The following is an 18,833-nucleotide window of genomic DNA, read 5'->3' on the forward strand; positions in this document are numbered from 1 at the left end:
CATGAACGCACCCGACACCGCCCGCCGCCTGCCCGCGCCCGCCCGCCTGCGGGACCTCTCCCGCCGGGTGGCGCTGCTGGAGTTCCTGGTCGCCCCGGACACCCGCTACCGCAAGCACGCCTTCCGGGCGGAGTGGCGGCCCGGGTGGGACCTGGCGACCATGTCCAACGGGGGCGGGGACGAGTACGTGATCGCCTTCTCCGGGACGGCCGCGCTCATCCGCTGCTTCGACCACGAGTCCGGGATGAGCCCCTACGCCAACGACGAGGAGCACCGGCCCGGGACGGTCGACGCCCTGCCCGCGGAGTTCGCCGGCCTGCTCGCCGACCCGGACTTCGAGGGCGGCGACCCGCTCGCGGTGAGCGCCCTGATCTGGTGGCGCGAGGGGAGCACCGCCTGGGCCACCGGTGTCCCCGGCGACATGGACGACGGCTCCGGGTGGCTGCTGGGGGGCCTCACCGACGAGGCTCCGCAGGAGTACTACGCCGACCACTTCCGCCACTACCACGGCCGGCCGGTCGACGAGCGGGCCGCGGCCCGAGTGCTCCTCGGCGAGCCGACCGCGCAGACCGCGGCCCTGCTCGACCCCGGCGCCGCCGACCCGGCGGACCTGCTGCGCCGCGCCCTGGCCTCGGTGGACCCGGTCCGCGACTGACCTCCCGCCCGGACGGCCCCCGCCCCGGGGACCGCCGCACGCAGGGCCCCGGCCGGGCGCCGCCGCCCCGGCGCGGACGGTGCGGCGGGGCGGGGCGCGGGGGTCAGAACAGCTGGCCCCGGACGGCCCCGTCGGGGAACTCGCCCGTGTGCAGGTTCAGGTAGTAGTCGTGCGGGTTCGCGGCGATCCGCCCGGTGACCCCCGGGTCCACGTGGCCCACCGTCCCCGACACGGCGAACACCGTGCCGGGCAGCTCGCCCGCGAACAGCTCCACGGCCACGTCGCCGTTCTCGCCCGCCGCGCCCCGGTGCAGGTGGCCGAGCGTGGGCGGCGCCACGTTGGTCCAGGCCGTGGAGAACGCCACGGTCCCGTCCTCGGGGCGGAAGAAGCCGGAGGCCCGCCCGTCGGGGTCGCCCACCTCGGGCTTCTCCGGCGTGAACACCTCCTGGGCGCCGTCGGCCACCGCCACCAGCCCCGACCCCTCGATGATGCTCAGCACGTTGAGCCGCTGCCCGGAGGGCGTCAGCTGCCCGCGGACCGCACCGCCGGGGAACTCCTCGGTGTGCAGGTTGACGTAGAACCCGCCCGGGTCGGTGAGCAGCTCCAGCGCCAGCTCCTCGTCGGTGACCGTCGTCTGCCCGGCCACGGCGGTGAGGGTGCCGGGCAGCGCGGTGTCGAAGAAGACCAGCCGCACCTCGCCGTTCTCGCCCGCGGCCCCCCGGTGGATGTGGCCCAGGGTGGGCGCCTGCGTGCCCTCCCACTCCAGGGCGAAGGTCACGCGGTCGCCCTTGACGGAGACGAGGGCGCGCCCGTGGCCCTCGGGGTCGCCCGCCGCGGGGCCGTCCGGGTCCGGCACCTCCTCGGCGCCGCTCAGCTCGGCGGTGAAGAAGACCGTCTCCTCGCCCTTGGTGGAGTTGAGCACCGGTGCCTTGTTCCCGCCCCCGGCCGGGGCGCCCTGGCCCCCGTGGCCGCCGTGCCCGTCCGCGTACGCGGTCCCGGCGGTCGCGGCCAGGGCGGCGGCGGCCGTCGCGGCGATGATTCGTGTGCGCATGGAGGTTCCCGTCCCCGTTCGTCTGCTACAGGGCCGCCGCTCCGCGGGGGAGCGGCGATCAGTGACGGGTACGGGGCCCGGGCCGCGCCGGTTCACCCGCCCCCGCGCCTTCGCGGTGAACCGCCCGCGGCGCTCCCCCGTATCCGCATCCGAACGACGCACGACCGACACGACGGGGAGAACCTGAACCATGCGCATCCGAGTGACTCTTGCGGCCGCCGGCGCCCTGCTCGCCCTCACCGCCTGCTCCGCCGGGGGCTCCGGCGGCGCCGGGGCGGAGCCCTCCGCCCCCGCCGGGGCCGAACCCGTCGGGATCACCCTGGTGGAGAGCGAGGTCGGCACGGCCCTGGCCGACACCCAGGGCCGCATCCTCTACGGGTTCACCAAGGACAAGGACGCCGAGAGCGTCTGCGAGGCCGACTGCATCGCCACCTGGCCCGCGCTCACCGCCGCCGCCGGCGCCGACGGCGTGGAACTCGGCGAGGGGCTCGACGCGGCGCTGCTGGACACCACCGAGCGCACCGACGGCGTCGTCCAGGTCGTCTACAACGACTGGCCGCTGTACTACTACGTCGGCGACGCCCTGGCGGAGGAGAGCAACGGCCAGGGCCTGGACGAGGAGTGGTTCCTGGTCGCCCCGGACGGCTCCCTCATCAGGGACCTGCCGTAGCCGCGGCGGGGCCGCCGGGGCCGCCCCCGGATGCCGGCGGCCCCGGTGCGGTGTGGCATAAAGGACGGTGCGGGGCGGCGGCACCGGAGGGCCCCTGGAACCCGGGCGGGAGACACGATGTTCGAGCGGGACGACCCCTGCGGCGCGCCGGTCGCCGGAGCCCTCGTCCTGGGCGCCCTGGACCCCGCCGAGCGGGCCGGGGCCGACGCCCACCTGGAGGGGTGCCCCTCCTGCCGGGAGCGGGTGCGGGAGCTGGAGGTCGTGCCGCGGGCCCTGGCGGACCTGCCGCTGGAGGAGTTCCTGACGGACTTCCTGCTCACCCCCGAGCGGATCGGGGGCCTGGCGCGCCGCGTCCTGGAGCGCGCGGCCCGCGAGGGGGAGGGCGGGGCCGCGGACGCCCCGGGCGCTCAGCCCGGGTAGCCGCGGGCCAGCAGCCGCTCCCGGAGCGCGCGCACCGCCTTGTAGGTGCGGGACTTCACCGTGCCGGCGGGGACGCCCAGGATCTCGGCGGTCTCGCCGACGCTGCGCCCCAGGTAGTGGACGTGCACCAGGACCTCCCGCTGCGTCGGGGTCAGGTCGCGCAGGGCGTCGGCCACCACCTGGGCGGTGACCACCCGCTCCGCGGTGTCCGGGACCGGCGGGTCCTGGGCGTCGCCGGGCGGGACCTCCGCGGGCCGGACGCTGCGCGCCCGGTGGGCGTCGATGGCGAGCCGGCGCACGACCGTGAACAGCCACGGCCGCAGCCTCCCGGGCTCGGACGCCAGCGCCTCCCGCCCGCGCCAGGCGCGCAGCACGGCCTCCTGGACCAGGTCCTGGGCCCGGTGCAGGTCGCGGTCCACCAGGGTCAGCGCGTACCGCAGCAGCACGGTCCCGTGCAGGTCGCACACGGCGCGGACGAACTCCGCGCCGGGTTCGGGGGCTCCCGCCTCGCGGGGCGCGGCCGCGGGGGCCGCGGTCGCCCGCTGCGGTTCGGTGGTCGGCGTCATGGCGGCTCGGGGCTCCGGCTCTTCGGGTGGTGTCAGGCGGACACCGGCCATGAAACCGATCGGGTATTAATGTGTCTGCGTACTCTTCTACACAAGACGTCCCGCAGGTCCGATGTGTCGCACCGCACACCGTCGGTACGGGGCGTCCGCCCCCCGGGGCGCCGCCCTCTGAGCGACAGAGAACACCCCCATGGCTGACACCCCCCTGCCGGCGCGCGCCCCCGCGCCGCCGTCCCCGCGCTCCGCCCGTCCGGTGCGCTTCCTCGTCTGGTGCCTGCACCTGGCCGCGCCGCTGGCCGGCCTGTGGCTCCTGCTGGCGCGGCCGCACCTGGACGTGGAGTGGCACCACAACCCCGGGCACTTCTGGCTGGTGCTCATCGTCGCCCTGGTCAACGTGGCCATGGGGGTGTGGATGGGGGTCGCCGCCCGGGGCCGCGGCGACGCCCGCCTCTTCCTGGTGTCGCTGGCGTTCCTGTCCTCGGCCGGGTTCCTGGCCGTCCACGCCCTGCTCACCCCCGGCATGGTCACCGCGGACGCCGGCATCGGCTTCGACCTCTCCCACCCGGTGGGGCTGGTCATCGCCTCCGTCTTCGCCTTCGCGTCCTCCCTGGACCTGCGCGCCGGGCGCGGCGCCCGGGTGCTGGCGTTCGAGCGCCCGCTCTGGATCCTGCTGGCCACCCTCATGGCCGCCTGGACGGTCGCCGGGCTGCTGGGCCTGCCGCCCCTGCACCTGCCCGCCCAGCAGCGCGACGTGGAGGGCCTGATGGTGCCCGTCGCGGTCGCCTCGGCACTGCTGTACGTCGTCGCCGCCGTCCGCTACTACCTCATGTTCCGCCGCTCCGCCTCGGCGGTCCTGCTCAGCCTGGTCACGGCGTTCGCACTGCTGGCCGAGGCGATGGTCACGGTCGTCCTCGCCGACAAGTGGCACCTGTCCTGGTGGCACTGGCACGTGCTGCTGGTGGCGGCGTTCGGGTTCATCGCCTACAGCGCCTACGTCCAGTACCGGCGCGAGGGGGCCACCGCCGGGGTGTTCGACGCGATCGTGCTGGAGGAGACCGCCCGCCGCATCCGCGCCGAGTACGAGGACGCCATCGAGGAGTTCGTGGCCCGGCTCGGCGAGGGGGAGCGGACCGGCGCCTCCCCGCCCGCGGGGACCGACTTCACCGCGTTCGCGGAGCGCTTCCGGCTCTCGGAGGGACAGATCGCCGTGGTCGAGCGGGCCGCGGCGGCCCTGGCCGCCGAACGCGCCACCTCCCGCCGCCTGGCGGCCCTGGCCGAGGTCGCCCGCCGCACCCGCGTGGGCGACCAGGACGAGGACGCGTTCGTGCGCTCGGTCCTGGAGGCCGTCCGCCCCGCCTACGGCGACGTGAACGTGGGCCTGGCCTCCGACGGCGCCGTGCGCATCGAGGACCGGGTCTACCCGGTCGACCGCGACCCCGGGGCCGGCGCCGTCCGCGACGGGCGCTCGGTGCGCCCCCTGGTCGTGCGCGGCGGCACCGCGGGCGTCCTGGAGGGCCCGCTCCAGGAGCGGGAGGACGACCCCGCCTCGCTGGCGGTCCTGGCCGGGCAGCTGTCCATCTCCCTGGAGAACGTGCGCCTGTACCGCGAGCTGGGCACCCTGTTCCGCCAGTACATGTCGCCGGACGTGGCGGCCTCCCTGCTGGCCGACCCCGACCAGGCGGCGCTGGGCGGGCGGGTCGTGCGGGTGAGCGCCCTGTTCGCGGACCTGCGCGGGTTCACGGCCTTCTCCGAGGCGGTGGAGCCCGCCGAGATCGTGCGCATGCTCAACCGGTACCACGGCGCCGCCGTCCCGGCGATCCTCGACAACGGCGGCACGATCGTGCAGTTCGTCGGCGACGCCCTGCTGGCCCTGTTCAACGCCCCCGCCCGCCAGGCCGACCACGAGGCGCGGGCGGTGCGGGCCGCCCTGGCCATGCGCGACGCCTCCGAGCGCATCGCCGCCCGCAGCCCCGACTGGCCGCGGTTCCGCATCGGCGTCAACACCGGGCCCGCCCTGGTGGGCAACATCGGCAGCGAGCGGCTGCGCGGCTTCAACGCCATGGGCGACGCCGTCAACGTCGCCGCGCGGTTGCAGTCGCTGGCCGAGCCGGGGCGGGTGGTGGTGGGCGACGCCACGCTCCGGGGGCTGGGGGAGGGCGTGCGCTCCCGGTCGCTGGGGGACCTGGAGGTCAAGGGCCGACAGGGCCGGGTGCCCGCGCACGAGGTCCTGGCGCTGGAGCCCGCCGGCGGGACGGCGGCGGGGACGCCGTGAGCGGGCCGGAGGGGGCGCCGACCGAGTTCTGGGCCCTGCTGGGCGCCGAGGAGCGCGCCGGACTGCGGGCGGCGGGCACGGTGCGGCGCTGGGCGCGCCGGGAGATCCTCTTCCACGAGGGGGCCGTGTCCGACCTGGTGCTGGTGGTGCTCTCCGGGCGGATCAAGGTGTCCTCCCACACCGCGGGCGGCACCGAGGCGGTGCTGGCGGTGCGCGGGCCCGGGACCCTGGTCGGGGAGCTGGGCGTCATCGACGGCGGCCCCCGGTCGGCGACCGTGCAGGCGCTGGACGACCTCACCGGGCTGACGCTCGCCCCGGACCGGTTCGAGGCGTACCTGGAGCGGTGGCCGCGGGTGTCCCTGCTCCTGCTGCGCACCGTCGCCTCCCGGCTGCGCGACGCCGACCGCAAGCGGGTCGAGTTCGGCGCCCTGGACGCCGGGCGGCGGGTGGCGTCGCGTCTGGTGGAGCTGGCGGAGAAGTTCGGGCGCACCACCGGCGGGGAGGTGCGCCTGGACCTGCCGGTCTCCCAGGACGAGCTGGCCTCCTGGACGGGGGTCTCGCGCGCCGCGGTCAACAAGGCGCTGTCCGTGCTGCGCGCCCGCGGCTGGATCAGCACCGGCCGGATGAGCATCACCCTGCACGACGTCCCCGCCCTGCGCGCCTACGCCGAGGACGCCTGAGCGGAGCCGGTGCGCGGCCCCCGCGACCGGGGGAGCGTCGGGGCCGGCCGGGGGGGCGCCCGGCCGGACCGCGGCTACCGGGGAACGCCCGGCCGCTCCCCGCCGGGGAGGCCGCCGGGGACGGGCGCGGCCGTCCGGCCGCCGTTCCCCAGGAGGGGTTCGAGGGGCCGCAGGCCGTGGGCGCGGGAGAACCAGAGGGTCAGGCCCGCGGTGGCCGCGAGCGTGAGCGGCACCGACACCAGCAGCACGGCGGGGTCCACCGCGCCCTGGTCCAGGGACGAGGGGCTGAACGGCGCCGCGACGAGCAGCGTCAGGTTGTTCGCCGTGTGGACGGCGATCGCGAGTTCCAGGCCCCCGGTCTTCCACACGAGGAAGCCCATGCACAGCGCGAAGACCGCGATGTCCACCTGGCCCACCCAGTCGTAGCCGTGCCCGAGCATGAACAGCGGCACCGGAAGCACGATCCCCCACAGGGGCGAGCGCAGCCAGGTGCCCAGCACCTGCTGGGGCAGGCCGCGGAACGCGTACTCCTCCGCAGCGCACTGCAGCGGCACCAGGACGAGGCAGACCGCGACCCCGGCGAGGAGCAGGGGGTCCGCCCGCGGCACCGCGGCGTCGGCGGGCGGGTCGAGCAGGAACGACCCCCAGTACACGAGGGCGTAGAGCGGCACGAGGACCGCCGCCGCCCCGAGCATCAGCGGCCAGCGCAGCCGGCCCGCGACCGAGTGGAGGATGCGCGACGCGCCCCCGCCGGCCCAGCGCGCGCCGAGCAGCACCGCCGGGATCATCAGCGCCAGCATCCCGAAGGTGAGGAGCATGTCGGTCGGGTTGTCCAGGACGAAGTCGTCCAGGTCCGTCGGCTCGGGCAGCCACGGCACGAACAGCGAGGCCAGGGCCAGGAGCGCGGCGCCCAGGAGGCTCAGGGTGACGAAGAGCGCGAGGGCCGTGGCGACGGTCGCCAACGGCCGCCACCACCGGGACGTGCGGTGTTCGAGGCGGGTGAGCCGGTGGTACGGCAGCGCCGCGTCCGGGAGGGGGCGGGGAGGGGCGGTTTCTGCGGTCATGCCCCCAGACTGCCCGCCGGCGCCGGGCCGCGGATCGTGCGTTCGGGCCAGGCGCGCGCCTCCGCCGTTCGGAGGAGGCGCCTCCCCCGAACGCACGATCCGCGGGGCCCGGCACCGTCCCTAGGATGGCGGCGTGACCGAATCCGAGACCGGGGCGCCCGCCTCCGCCGCGCCCGGGGCCGGCGCGCTCCTCAGACGCCCCTGGGTCCGCGCCGCGCTCGTCTCGGTGCTGTGCAGCCTGCTGGGGCCGCCCTTCTTCCTCGTGTCGCTGGGCCTGTACCTGGACTCCGACCCCCGCGACCACGGGGCGCTGCTGGCGTTCGCGCTGCTCGACGTCCCCATCGGCCTGGCCGCGGGGATCGCCGCGGGCCCCCTGCGCCGCTCCACGGCGGGCAACCTGGTGCTCGTCCTGGCCGGGAGCGTCAGCTCCTGGGCGCTGCCCGCGTGCGCGGTCGCGACCGTGCGGCTGGGGGCCCGGCGCTCCCACCCCCTCGCCGGCCTGGTCCTGCTGCTCACGGTGGGCTCGGGCACCGCCTTCGCCCGGCTGCACTCCCGCCTCACCGGGATCGCGTCGGAACCCCTCCTCTTCGAGGTGCTCGCCGTGGGGGCCCTCACACTGTTCCTGCTGCTGTGGGGCTACGCCCTGGGGACGCGGGAGGCGCTGGTCGCCACGCTGCGGGAGCGGGCCGAGGCCGCCGAGCGCGAGCGGGTCGCGACGGTGCGCGGGCGCAACGCCGACATCGCCCGGACCCGCGCGGAGGAGCGCAACGCGATCGCGCGGGACATGCACGACGGCCTGTCCCACCAGCTCGCGATCATCGCGATGCACGCGGGCGCCCTGGCCTACCGCTCCGACCTGCCGCCGGACCGGATGCGCGAGGCGGCCGGGACGGTCCGGGACGCCGCCGCGGACGCCAACGGCGTCCTGCGCGAGGTGCTCTCCGCGCTGCGGGCCGTCGGGCCGGGCGCCCCCTCCCGCTCCGGCACGGAGCCGCTGCCCACCCCCGCGTCCCTGGGCGAGCTCGTCGAGGGCGCCCGCGCCGCCGGACAGCGGGTCGACGTGCGGTGGCGCGGGCTCGACCCCGGGGACCTCGGGTCGCTGGCCCCCACGACTGCCGTGTCCCTGGCGCGGGTGACCTCCGAGCTGCTCATGAACGCGCGCAAGCACGCGCCGGGGGAGCCCGTGGAACTCGTGTTCGCCCGGGAGGGGGACGCGCTGACGGTGCGCGCCGCCAACGCCGTCGTCGACGGCGCGTCCCCGGCGCAGGGCACCGGGCTCGGGCTTGTCGGCGTCGCCGAGCGGGCGCAGCTGCTCGGGGGCACCGCCCGGTACGGTGGCGTGGGCGGTCGGTTCGAGGTGGAGGTGAGGGTTCCGTGGCGGCTGTGAACGGGGGCGGCGGCGAGGTCTCCGTGCGGGTGCTCATCGTCGACGACGAGGCGCTGATGCGCGCGGGCCTGCGGCTGATGGTCGACGGCACGGCCGGTATCGCCGTGGTGGGCGAGGCCGGAGACGGGGCCGCCGCGGTGGCGCAGGTCGCGGCGCTCGACCCGGACGTGGTCCTCATGGACGTCCGGATGCCGGGTACCGACGGCCTGGAGGCGATCCGGATGCTGCGGGCGGCCGGCGCCCGGGCGCGCGTGATCGTGCTGACCGCCTTCGACACCGACGGCCACCTCCTGGAGGCGCTGCGCGGGGGAGCGGTGTCGTTCCTGCTCAAGGAGTCCCCGCCGGAGACCGTGGTGGCGGCCGTCCACGACGCCGCCCGCGGCCGTCCGATGTTCTCGCCCGGAGTCCTGGCCCGGCTGGTGTCGCTGGCCGTGGACGCCGGCGGGACCGCGGGGGCCGCGGCGGGCGGCGACCCCTCCCGGCCGCCCGCGCACGTGACCTCGCGGGAGTGGGAGGTCGGACGGCTCGTTGCCGAGGGCGGCACCAACGCGGACATCGCGGCGGCGCTCGACCTCAGCGTCACGACGGTCAAGACCCACCTCGGCAACCTGTACGCGAAACTCCACGTCACGAACCGGGTGCAGCTGGCCATCCGGGTGCTGGAGCACACGGCCCGCGGCCCCGGGGACGGCGTGCCGCGCTGACGGCCCGCCGGGGTGGGGCGGGTGGAGGTAGGGCGGTCCTGTCGGTGTTGCGGTGCCCGGTGCCTCCGTCCGCGCACTTCGCGCCGCCGACCCGGTCCCCGGCGCGCGTCGTCGCCCGTGTGAGCGGGGGCCGGACGGCCGCCGGGACCCGGGTAGGGCCGGACACCGGTGCCCCCTGCCGCTCAGGGCGGTCGTCGGCGGGACGGGCGGGCCCGCGCGGCCGTGCCCCGGTTCCCCGCCTGTGCGCTTCGCGCCACCGGCCCCGCCGGTCGAGCGGTCGGGCCGGTTCCCGGCGCGCGTCGTCGGTGTGAGCGGGGGCGAACGGCCTCGGGGCCCCGGCCCGGCCCGGACGCGCGCGGTTCCGTGATCCCGCCGCCCGCCACCGGGCGGCCGGTCGGCGGGCGCGGGCGGCACCCGGGGCCGGGCGGACGAGAAGACCGCCCCGGCGCGGACGGTGCGCCGGGGCGGTCACGTGCGGGTTCAGGGCACGTCGGCCGGAAGCAGGCCCGTGAAGTCCTCCCGGGTCGCCGAGGCGCCCAGCCCCACCAGGCGGCCCGCCTGCCGGGTGATCATCCGCTCCAGGACCTGGCGGGCGTAGCGGGCGTTGCCGAAGGAGCCGTCCCGCTCCACGGTCGCGAAGTGGGCCGCGAGCGTGGTCAGCGTCTCGGGACCGCACTCGTAGCCGGAGGAGGCCGCCATGCGGGTGACGATGGTGACCAGTTCGTCGTCGCTGTAGGACGGGAACTCCACCCGGTGGTTGAACCGGGAGGCCAGACCGGGGTTGGAGTCCATGAACCGGTCCATCTCGACCGGGTACCCGGCCACGATCACCGCGACCTCGTCGCGGTGGTCCTCCATGAGCTTGAGCAGCGTGTCCACGGCCTCCTGGCCGAAGTCGTTGCCCTCGCCCTTGGGCGTCAGGGTGTAGGCCTCGTCGACGAACAGCACGCCCCCGCGCGCCTGCTCGAACACCTCCGCGGTCAGCTGGGCGGTGTGCCCGATGTACCGTCCGACGAGGTCCGACCGCGCCGCCTCCACGACGTGGTCGCCCGGCAGCACCCCCAGCGTGTGCAGCAGCTTCCCGTACAGGCGCGCCACCGTCGTTTTACCGGTACCGGGGGGGCCGGTGAAGACCAGGTGGTGGCTCATCTGCGAGACGGGCAGCCCCATCGACTTGCGCTGCTCCGCCATCAGCAGCAGGTTGGCGAGGTCGTTGACGGTGTCCTTGACCTGGGCCAGGCCCACCAGCGCGTCCAGCTCCTCGCGCAGCTCGGTGATCTGCCGGTCGCGGTCGGCCGGGGAGTCCTGCTCCTCCACCGCCCCCGGCCCCAGGTCCTCCGGCAGCAGCAGCGTCAGGGAGTCGTGGTCCTCGGGGGAGAAGGCGCCCAGCCGGCTCGCCTGCCGGTCGATCATCTCCTCGAACACCTTGCGGGCCTCGCGGGCGTTGCCGAAGTTGGGGCCCTTGGGCATCCGCTCGAACATCCCCGCCAGGGCGGTCTCCGTCTCCGGGGCCATCCGGTAGCTGTTCGCCCCGCCGAGCCTGCGCACGATCTCCACCAGCTCGTCCACCTCGTAGTTGACGAACTCGATGGTCTTGCTGAACCGCGAGGCCAGGCCGGGGTTGGCCGCCAGGAAGCGGTCCATGTCCTCGGTGTACCCGGCCACGATGACCGCCACCTCGTCCCGGTGGTCCTCCATCAGCTTGACCAGCGTGTCGATGGCCTCCTTGCCGAAGTCGGGGCCCTTGCCCGACTCGCCGTTGGACAGGGTGTACGCCTCGTCGATGAAGAGGACGCCGCCCTTGGCCTGCTCGAACACCTCGGTGGTCTTGATGGCGGTCCCGCCGACGTACTGCGAGACCAGGTCCGCCCGGGCCACCTCGATCACGTGGCCGTAGCGCAGCACGCCCAGCTCGGAGAGGATGCGGCCGTACAGGCGGGCCACGGTCGTCTTGCCGGTACCGGGCGCGCCGCCGAAGACCAGGTGGCGGCTCATCGGCGGGGTGGGCAGGCCCATCTCCGCGCGCCGCTGCGCCATCTGGTTGCGGGTGATGAGCGTGCGCACCTCCTGCTTGACGTTGCCCAGGCCGATCAGCGCGTCCAGCTCCTGCATCGGGCCCTCGGACTCGTCGTCCCCGTCCGCCTCCCCGTCGTCGGGCAGCGGTGCCAGGGGCACCGGCGTGCCCGCCTGCTCGCCGAAGGCGTCGGGCGAGCCGTTGCCCTGGCTGAAGAGGTCCTCGGTGCGGGCCTGCTCGCTGGCCACGGTCTGGCGCAGCCCCGAGCGGCCGTTGTCGCGCACCGTGCAGTCCTCGACCACCACCTCCTCGGTGGAGTGGACCAGGACGCCGTCGGCCCGGTTGCCGAACACCTCGCACCGGCGCAGGGTGGCGCGCGCCCCGGCCGCCAGCAGCACGCCGTTGCGCCTGCCCTCGCGCACCCGGGTCCGCAGCACCGTCGCGCGGCTGCCGCCGCGCACCGAGATCCCGTCCCCCGCGCTGGAGGAGATCTCGCAGTCGCGCAGGTCCGCCTCGCCGTCGGGGCCCACGGCCACGCCCGCGTCGCGGCCCTCCGAGATGCGGGCCCCCTCCAGCTCCAGGCGGCCGCCCTCGCGCACCGCCACGGACGCGTTGCGCGCCCGCTCGATGGTCATGCCCTCCAGGCGTCCGCGGGCCGACCCCTCCAGCAGGGCCCCGTGCCCGGAAGTGTCCGCGACCGTCATGCCCCGCAGGAACGGGGCCCCGCCGGTGATGACGATGCCGTGGCCGCTCGTCTCGCCGATCTCGCCGCGGTCGAACTCCACGACGCTGTCCTCGGCCAGCAGCAGGCCGCGGCCGCCCTTGACCCGCAGGCCCAGGAACGCGGTGGACGCGCGCCCCCCGGAGCGGACCGCGTCGCCCTCGGACTCCTCCACCTCGCAGTCGGTGAACACGCCGCGGGCCCGCTCGGTGACGTGCACCCCGGCCCCCTTGACGCGCACCGCGCGGGTCCGGGCCACCTGGGGGTCGCAGCTGCCGCGGACCACGATCCCGTCGCCGCCGACCTCCTCGACCGTGCAGTCCTCGACCACCGGGCGCGCCTGGCTGGACAGGGCGATGCCGTCCTTCTCCGTGCGGTGCACGTAGAGGCCGCGCAGGGTCGTGGCGGCCCCGTCCTCCAGGGCCACGCCGGGCTTGCCGGTGGCCGTGATCTCACAGCCCTCCAGGACGCCGGTGGCCTCGCCGCTGGCGAAGAGCCCGTTGCCCTTGGCGTCGCGGAACACGCAGGACCGGACCGTCGGCCGCCCCTGCTCGCCGATGACCAGGGCACTGGTCCCCACGTCCTCGACCACGCACTCCTCGATGAGGCTCAGGCCGGGGGAGACGATGACCACGCCCGCCCCGTCGGTGCAGCTCACCCGGCTGTCGCGCATGGCGACGGCCCCCGTGCCGCGCACCGACACCGCGGCCCACGCCGTGCCGACCACCTCGCAGTCGGCCATCTCGACCTGGCCGGCGGGGATGTCCACCGTGGGACGCTCCTCGTCGCGGCCCCGCAGGACGAGGCCGGAGAGCTTGACCGCCTCCGCGCCGGAGAGGACGGTGCTGCCCGACGAGCTGGTCACCTCCACGCTCCCGCGGCCGTCGCGCGCGACCAGGGTGACCACCTCCCGCAGGACGAGGCTCTCCTCGTACCTGCCGGGCGCGATGGTGATCAGCGCACCGCCGGTGGCCTCCTCCAGCGCCGCGGTGATCGTGTCGTGCGCTCCCTGGGCGCCGGGGTTGACGGTGAGGAGCTGCCTGCTCATCGTGGCCTTCCTTGTTCGTCCGGCCGCGCGGCGGCCGGAATGGGGGAAGACGGGGCGGCCTGCCGGGGCCGCCCCGCCCGGGGTGTCAGGAGCAGGAGGAGCGCACGGCCGACGCGGCGACGTGGGCACTCGTGCCCTCCGTCTCCGCGAGGGGGTCGGCGCCCGCGTTGGTCAGCTCGACGGTGAACTCCGCCGCCGGGGTGACGAAGCCGGTGACCTGGACCCAGCCGCCGCGGATCTGCGACTGGTCGAAGCCGAACACCGCCACGGGCGGCTGCTCGGTGCCGACGCCCGGCCGGATCAGGTACCGGGCCTCGCCCGGGGCCAGCCAGAGGGGGCTCTCGTCGTCGGGTACGTGGACGTACAGCTCGCAGGAGACACCCTCCCGTCCGGGATTGAAGGACCACACGGCGTACTGCCCGTTGCCCCGCTCGGGATCGCCGGACACCGGTATGGCATCGTACTCGCCCGCGCAGTCCTCTCCGCCGTAGCCGCCGGGCCGGGTGGCCCAGCCGGCGGTGCCCTCCTCCCCGTCGCCCCAGCGGCCCTCGTGGCCGTAGGAGGCCCCGGGGACGGTCGGGCAGCCGGGCCCGGCCACGGCCATGTAGGTGTCCTCGACGGGGACGAACCGCTCGACCACGCCGTTGAGGACGGAGGAGTCCCCGCCCCCGTCGGCCGGCACCGGGCCCTGGGCGACCCCGGGGTCCTGCACCCCGGCGCCGGGCTCGGCCGCGGCCCCCTCCTGCTGGGCGACCGCGCCCCCGCCCTCCTGGGCGGCCTGGTCCGCTCCGCCGGAGCCCTGGTCGGAGAACGCCTCGGCCGCGGCCTCGTCGCCGCGGCCCTCCTGGGCCCCCGCGGCGGACCCCTCCGACGCGTCCCCCTGGGCCGGGTCGCCGTCCGCGGTCCCGGGGGCGTCCGCCTCCGGGGCGTCGGCGGCGGCCCCGGTGTCGGCTCCCGCCTCGCCCCCGGCACCGGTCCCGGTGCCGGTCTCGGCTCCCGCCTCGCCCCCGGCACCCGCCTGGGCGTCGCCGCCCGCGGCGGTGTCGCCGGCGCCGGCCGCGGCCACGTCGCCGCCAGCCTCCGGCTCGACGCCCTGGGCGGCGGGCTGCTCGGCGTTGGGCGCCGGGTCCTGGCCGGGGGTGGACGTCTGCACGGCGGAGCCGCCCGACGCGTCACCGGGGTCGGGCATGGCCGGCGCCGACACGTCCGGTCGGACCTCCGGGACGTAGCCGGTGTCCGGCGCGGTGTCGGTGACCGGGGAGCCGCCCCCGTCGCCGCCGGCCGGGACCGACGAGCCCGACCCGGACTCGCCGGCGCCCTGCCCGCCGGACTGCGCGCTGTTCTGCCCCTGCCCGGAGAGGGTGGCGGGCACCTGCTCGCCGCCGGCCATGACGTCCAGGGACATGGGCCCGCCGCCGGTGCCGGTCACCACCGCGAAGGGTGCCGCGACGAGGATCAGGCCGGCGATGGCCGCCCCCGCCAGCATCGGCGCACCGGGGCGGTCCAGCGCGGGCTCCGCCTCGGCGGCGGCCTCGCGCTCGGCGCCGACCACCGAGCCCACCCGGCGACCGGGCTCCTCGGGGTCGGGAGCCGCCTGCGGCGCGGGTTCGGCCACCGCGTCCGCGGGGAGGGCCTGGGCCTTCTCCGCGGCCTGCTCCCCGGCCGCGGGGGCGCCGCCGTTGAGGGCCGCGCCGAAGTCCTCGGCCGCGGGTGCCGGGGCCGGCCGGGCCGCGGCGCCGGAGGGCTCCTCGGGGACGGCGTCCCCGGCGGGGCGCGGGCTCATCTGCGGCCTCCCGAGCCGGGCATGATGTTGCCGGAGATGTCGTTGTTGAGGTCCTCGGTCCCGCCGAGCCGGTCTCCCGACTGGAGGGTCCCGTCGGCGGCCTGGCGCTGGGCCACGGCGACGTAGTCCAGCAGCATGTAGAGCTTCTCCTCCGCCTCGCCGAGGTTCTTCTGCATCTGCTCGGCGTACTCGCCCTTGCTCCCCCACGGGGGTCCCCCGCAGGCGGCCTCGATCTGCTCGCGTCCGGAGCGGGTGTAGGACACGAGCTCGTCCGTGTAGTCGGCGGCGTCGTAGATCCGCGTCCCGTCCCTTTTGATGTTCTCGGGGAAGGCCCACAGGCCCTTGCCTGACACTGACATCGGTTCCTCCTGATCCGTGGTCGGCGGCGCCGGCCGCTACTTGAGGTCGTCCAGGGAGACGCCCATGCGGCGCAGCGTCTCCTCGGGGTCGAGGTCGCCGCGCATCGCGGCCTCGCCGTCGATGCCCTCGGGCATGAAGGCCTCGTAGGCCTTCGAGACCCGCTCGGCCATCTGCCGCTGGGCGCGGCCGACCACCTCGACGATGGCCGCGGACAGCTCCGCGGGCGCCATGCTCCGGTACGCGTCGGTGTGGAACTTCAGCTCAGTCAGACGACCCGTCCCGTCCACCGTCGCCGCCACCGCTCTGTTCTTGGCCACGGCCTCTTCGGTTGCCGATTCCAGGCTTGCGCTTGCGTCCGAGAGTTCCCTCATCGTCGTGTGAAGCCGTTCCAGTTCGGCTTCCATCTGCTCCCGCATCGATGAACTCATGGCGCTGGGCCCCCTTCTTCTGCTGTCCGGGCACGGGCCTGCCGAGCGTGGCCCGCTGCTGGTTCTTGTCGGTTCCCCAGACCTTCTCGTCCTCGGAGAGCCAGGTGGTCCGGTTGCGGTCGCCGCCGGCTCCGCCGCCCCCGGCGCCGCCCATGCCGCCGGGCGGCATCATCGGCGGCATCATGGGCGCGCCGGCCCCGCCCATGCCCTGCTGGCCCGCGGCGCCTCCGGGGCCGCCTGCGCCGCCGCCCTCGCCGCCTCCGCCGGCCTGCACCTGCGTGCCGCCCGCGCCGGTGGGCGCGGCGAACATCTCGGTGCGGTCAGAGCTGTCGCGGCCACCGCCGCCGGCGCCGTCGCTGCCGCCGCCGTAGCCGCCGTAGTTGAGGCCGTTGGGACCGCCGCTCTCGAAGCGCGGCGGCGGGTAGTTCGTGTTCCCGGGCGGCGGGTCGAACCCGCCCTTGATCGCCTCGCCCGTGTCGGGGTCGACGGGGTAGGGCTGGCCGGTGATCGGGTCGACCTCGGCCGGCTCCCCGGTCACCGGGTTGATCGGGACGTCGCTCCCCCCGGGGAAGTTGGTGTCGAGCCCCGGGTCGATCGGCGGCGGGGTGAAGGAGTCGGGCGGGAGCGGCTGTCCGGTGACGGGGTCGATGGGCGCGGGGAGCCCGGTCACCGGGTCGTAGTCGATGGGCAGCCCGTTGTCGGGGTTGAACGGCTGCCCCGTCTCGGGGTCGACCGGGAACGGCTGCCCGGTCTCGGGGTTGATGGGCAGGCCCGTCTCCGGGTCCATGTCCAGCCGTGTGCCGCCGTCGGTGATCGGCTCGCCCGTCACCGGGTCCACCGGCACCGGGAGCCCGGTCTCGGGGTCGTAGGTGATCGGCAGTCCGGCGTCGGGGGACACCGGCTGTCCGGTGACGGGGTCGATCGGCGCGACCTCGCCGGTCTCGGGGTCGAAGTTGATGGGCAGCCCGTTGTCGGGGTTGAAGGGCAGGCCCGTCTCGGGGTCGACCGGGAACGGCTGTCCGGTCTCGGGGTTGATGGGCAGGCCCGTCTCCGGGTCGACCTCCAGGCGCGTGCCGCCGTCGGGCGAGACGGGCTCGCCGGTGACCGGGTCGATCGGGGTGACACGGCCCGTGTCGGGGTCGAAGTTGATGGGCAGGCCGGTGTCGGGGTCGAAGGGCTGGCCCGTCTCCGGGTCGACCGGGAACGGCCGGCCCGTGTCGGGGTTCAGCGGCAGGCCCGTCTCCGGGTCGATCGGCAGGCCGGTGGGCGGCGGGAGGCTCCCGGCGCCGTTGCCGGGACGGCCGTTGCCGCTGCCCGGTCCGCCGGGGCCGTTGAGGCCGAGCGGGGGCGGGGGCATGATGCCGCCGGGCGGGGGCACCATGCCCCCGGGCGGCACCTCGCCGCCGGGTCCGCCGGGCCCGCCGGGGCCGTTGAGGTCCAGCGGGGGCGGAGGCGGGGGCACCGAACCGCCGGGGGGCGGCACCGAACCGCCGGGCGGCACCTCGCCGCCGGGCGCGCCCGGTCCGCCGGGGCCGTTGAGGCCGAGCGGGGGCGGGGGCATGACGCCGCCGGGCGGCGGCACGACGCCTCCGGGCGGTCCCTCGCCGCTGCCGGGCCCGCCGGGGCCGTTGAGGTCGAGCGGCGGCGGGGGGCCCATGAAGGCCTCCGGCCCCGGGCCGCCACCGGTCTCCTCGGGCCCCGGGCCGCCCTCGCCGTAGCCCCCGCCGTCGTCCGGGGGGCCCTGGTAGTCGGGGGGCCCCTCGCCGGGGGGACCCTCGTAGTCCTCCGGGCCGCCGTAGCCGGGCGGCGGCTCCTGCATCCAGTCGGGGATGTCGGGGCCGCCACCGCCGGGGGGACCGTCGCCCCAGTCGATGGTGATCTCCTCGGGGCCGCCGGGCCCGTCACCGTCGCCGAAGATGTCGTCGTACGGGTTGTCGGTGTCGTTGATGTCCGGGATCATGCTCAGCGGCAGGCCGCCCTTGGGATCCTGGATGACGTTCAGGTCGGTGTGCGCCCGCGTGTACAGCTCGTCCATCTTGTTGTACAGCTCGGTCGCGGCGTCGAACACGTTCTCGAACTGCTTGCGCCACCGGTTCTTCAGCTCGTTGTTGACGTTGCTGTCCGTGACGTCGTCGCCGATGATCCCGTAGACCGGCGGGTCCGCGTGGATGCGCACCTGGAACTGGCCGCGGGCGCTGTTCCACTGCTCGCTGCCGGTGGTGACGCCGAAGTACCAGTCGTCCAGGATCCGGCGCATACCGCTGGTGGGGGCGTTCAGGGCGCCCGTCACCGCCGACTGCAGCTCGACGGCCTTGAGCCGGATCGGCTCCATGATGTCCTTGAGCGCCTCGTGGTTGTTGTCGACCTGCCTGCGCAGGTCGCGCAGGCGCAGCGCGAAGTCGTAGAGGCGCGCCGCGTAGGCCGACGCCGCCGAGCCCGTCATGGGCCCCTCGGGCACGTCCAGCTCGTTGAACGCGGTGCGCATCTTCTCGCTCTGGGTGTCCAGGACGGTGCTCAGCGCGGAGAGGTGGGTGACGAGGTCGACCACCGGCTTGCCGTGGAAGCTGGTCGACCCCGCCCCCGTCATGGAGTTGGGGATGACGGAGGCGAGGGTGGCCAGGGCGGTGCGGAACTTCCCCTCGACCGACTCGTCGCCGGTCCAGAGCTCCTCCATCATCGTGTAGCCGGAGTAGTCCCAGCCGTTGGGCACCGCGACGCTGTGGCCTCCGTACGTCGGGACGTACTGGTTGCCGGGCTTGCGCATGCGCCACCAGCGGTTCATCTCGTGGCCGCCGTAGTCGAACTCGAAGCCGATGAACGGCTTGGTGTCCTTGGCGAAGTGGTAGCGGCCGTGGTCCACCCAGTTGACGCCCTCGCCGACGATGGTGTCGACGCTGGGCATCGGCGGGTGGTTCCCCTCCTCCCCGGCGTCGGCGACGATGTTCAGGATCTCGTGTAGCGCGGGCACTCTTTCTCCGACCTCCTCGGGGTCGCGGCGGGACGCGGTCGC

At 75.8% G+C, this 18,833-nt stretch carries 15 protein-coding genes; 7 read left to right on the forward strand and 8 right to left on the reverse strand.

Annotated features, from left to right (window positions below; genetic code table 11):
• Window position 1 precedes the first annotated feature (1 nt).
• Window positions 2-655, forward strand: a complete 654-nt coding sequence (locus BUE45_RS29245) for a hypothetical protein (RefSeq protein WP_073384157.1) — start codon at window positions 2-4, stop codon at window positions 653-655.
• 103 nt (window positions 656-758) lie between these two features.
• On the opposite strand, the gene BUE45_RS29250 is transcribed toward BUE45_RS29245, so the two are convergent.
• A complete protein-coding gene (locus tag BUE45_RS29250; protein WP_073384158.1) occupies window positions 759-1,706 on the reverse strand; it encodes a CHRD domain-containing protein in 948 nt (315 codons plus the stop codon).
• 190 nt (window positions 1,707-1,896) lie between these two features.
• On the opposite strand from BUE45_RS29250, the gene BUE45_RS29255 reads away from it, so the two are divergent.
• On the forward strand, window positions 1,897-2,376 hold the full coding sequence (locus BUE45_RS29255; protein WP_073384159.1) for a COG4315 family predicted lipoprotein: 480 nt from the start codon (window positions 1,897-1,899) through the stop codon (window positions 2,374-2,376).
• A gap of 117 nt (window positions 2,377-2,493) precedes the next feature.
• Window positions 2,494-2,796, forward strand: coding sequence for an anti-sigma factor family protein (locus BUE45_RS33035; RefSeq protein WP_073384160.1), 303 nt, complete (start codon window positions 2,494-2,496; stop codon window positions 2,794-2,796).
• Here BUE45_RS33035 and BUE45_RS29265 read toward each other — a convergent pair.
• Entirely contained in the window at window positions 2,784-3,362 is a 579-nt protein-coding gene (locus tag BUE45_RS29265; protein WP_143173520.1) for a sigma-70 family RNA polymerase sigma factor, read from the reverse strand. The two genes, BUE45_RS33035 and BUE45_RS29265, sit on opposite strands and share 13 nt — an antisense overlap.
• 190 nt (window positions 3,363-3,552) lie before the next feature.
• Here BUE45_RS29265 and BUE45_RS29270 point away from each other — a divergent pair, with 190 nt between their 5' ends.
• On the forward strand, window positions 3,553-5,634 hold the full coding sequence (locus BUE45_RS29270; protein WP_073384162.1) for an adenylate/guanylate cyclase domain-containing protein: 2,082 nt from the start codon (window positions 3,553-3,555) through the stop codon (window positions 5,632-5,634).
• On the forward strand, window positions 5,631-6,314 hold the full coding sequence (locus tag BUE45_RS29275) for a Crp/Fnr family transcriptional regulator (protein ID WP_073384163.1): 684 nt from the start codon (window positions 5,631-5,633) through the stop codon (window positions 6,312-6,314). Before BUE45_RS29270 ends, BUE45_RS29275 begins: the two co-directional genes overlap by 4 nt.
• Before the next feature lie 74 nt (window positions 6,315-6,388).
• Here the strand turns inward: BUE45_RS29275 and BUE45_RS29280 are convergent, their stop codons facing one another.
• Window positions 6,389-7,378: a CPBP family intramembrane glutamic endopeptidase gene (locus BUE45_RS29280; protein ID WP_073384164.1), complete on the reverse strand. Its 990-nt coding sequence runs from the start codon at window positions 7,376-7,378 to the stop codon at window positions 6,389-6,391.
• Between the two features lie 133 nt (window positions 7,379-7,511).
• Here BUE45_RS29280 and BUE45_RS29285 point away from each other — a divergent pair, with 133 nt between their 5' ends.
• Together BUE45_RS29285 and BUE45_RS29290 are read left to right on the forward strand one after the other, a co-directional pair.
• On the forward strand, window positions 7,512-8,765 hold the full coding sequence (locus BUE45_RS29285; protein ID WP_073384165.1) for a sensor histidine kinase: 1,254 nt from the start codon (window positions 7,512-7,514) through the stop codon (window positions 8,763-8,765).
• Window positions 8,753-9,469: a response regulator gene (locus tag BUE45_RS29290; RefSeq protein ID WP_073384166.1), complete on the forward strand. Its 717-nt coding sequence runs from the start codon at window positions 8,753-8,755 to the stop codon at window positions 9,467-9,469. Before BUE45_RS29285 ends, BUE45_RS29290 begins: the two co-directional genes overlap by 13 nt.
• Before the next feature lie 480 nt (window positions 9,470-9,949).
• Here the strand turns inward: BUE45_RS29290 and BUE45_RS29295 are convergent, their stop codons facing one another.
• The 5 genes from BUE45_RS29295 to BUE45_RS33960 form a co-directional block, all read right to left on the reverse strand.
• Entirely contained in the window at window positions 9,950-13,252 is a 3,303-nt protein-coding gene (locus BUE45_RS29295) for a right-handed parallel beta-helix repeat-containing protein (RefSeq protein ID WP_073384167.1), read from the reverse strand.
• Between the two features lie 85 nt (window positions 13,253-13,337).
• On the reverse strand, window positions 13,338-15,035 hold the full coding sequence (locus BUE45_RS32745; RefSeq protein ID WP_073384168.1) for a hypothetical protein: 1,698 nt from the start codon (window positions 15,033-15,035) through the stop codon (window positions 13,338-13,340).
• Window positions 15,032-15,394, reverse strand: a complete 363-nt coding sequence (locus BUE45_RS29305; RefSeq protein WP_073384169.1) for a hypothetical protein — start codon at window positions 15,392-15,394, stop codon at window positions 15,032-15,034. The genes BUE45_RS32745 and BUE45_RS29305 overlap by 4 nt, the downstream gene beginning before the upstream one ends.
• A 36-nt stretch (window positions 15,395-15,430) precedes the next feature.
• The gene (locus BUE45_RS29310; RefSeq protein WP_245833556.1) at window positions 15,431-15,712 is read right to left on the reverse strand and encodes a YbaB/EbfC family nucleoid-associated protein; all 282 of its coding nucleotides are present in this window, start codon (window positions 15,710-15,712) and stop codon (window positions 15,431-15,433) included.
• Window positions 15,657-18,791, reverse strand: coding sequence for a YML083C domain-containing protein (locus BUE45_RS33960; protein ID WP_073384171.1), 3,135 nt, complete (start codon window positions 18,789-18,791; stop codon window positions 15,657-15,659). The genes BUE45_RS29310 and BUE45_RS33960 overlap by 56 nt, the downstream gene beginning before the upstream one ends.
• Between the last annotated feature and the right edge of the window lie 42 nt (window positions 18,792-18,833).

It is taken from the genome of Nocardiopsis flavescens, assembly GCF_900141985.1.
Lineage (GTDB): Bacteria > Actinomycetota > Actinomycetes > Streptosporangiales > Streptosporangiaceae > Nocardiopsis > Nocardiopsis flavescens.

Excerpts from the sequence above, each read along its gene's own strand:
- BUE45_RS29305 (WP_073384169.1), bottom strand. The coding sequence starts at position 15,394 with ATGTCAGTGTCAGGCAAGGGCCTGTGGGCCTTCCCCGAGAACATCAAA.
- BUE45_RS29250 (WP_073384158.1), bottom strand. The coding sequence starts at position 1,706 with ATGCGCACACGAATCATCGCCGCGACGGCCGCCGCCGCCCTGGCCGCG.
- BUE45_RS29280 (WP_073384164.1), bottom strand. The coding sequence starts at position 7,378 with ATGACCGCAGAAACCGCCCCTCCCCGCCCCCTCCCGGACGCGGCGCTG.
- BUE45_RS29270 (WP_073384162.1), top strand. The coding sequence starts at position 3,553 with ATGGCTGACACCCCCCTGCCGGCGCGCGCCCCCGCGCCGCCGTCCCCG.
- BUE45_RS29245 (WP_073384157.1), top strand. The coding sequence starts at position 2 with ATGAACGCACCCGACACCGCCCGCCGCCTGCCCGCGCCCGCCCGCCTG.
- BUE45_RS32745 (WP_073384168.1), bottom strand. The coding sequence starts at position 15,035 with ATGAGCCCGCGCCCCGCCGGGGACGCCGTCCCCGAGGAGCCCTCCGGC.
- BUE45_RS29295 (WP_073384167.1), bottom strand. The coding sequence starts at position 13,252 with ATGAGCAGGCAGCTCCTCACCGTCAACCCCGGCGCCCAGGGAGCGCAC.
- BUE45_RS29265 (WP_143173520.1), bottom strand. The coding sequence starts at position 3,362 with ATGACGCCGACCACCGAACCGCAGCGGGCGACCGCGGCCCCCGCGGCC.
- BUE45_RS29255 (WP_073384159.1), top strand. The coding sequence starts at position 1,897 with ATGCGCATCCGAGTGACTCTTGCGGCCGCCGGCGCCCTGCTCGCCCTC.
- BUE45_RS33035 (WP_073384160.1), top strand. The coding sequence starts at position 2,494 with ATGTTCGAGCGGGACGACCCCTGCGGCGCGCCGGTCGCCGGAGCCCTC.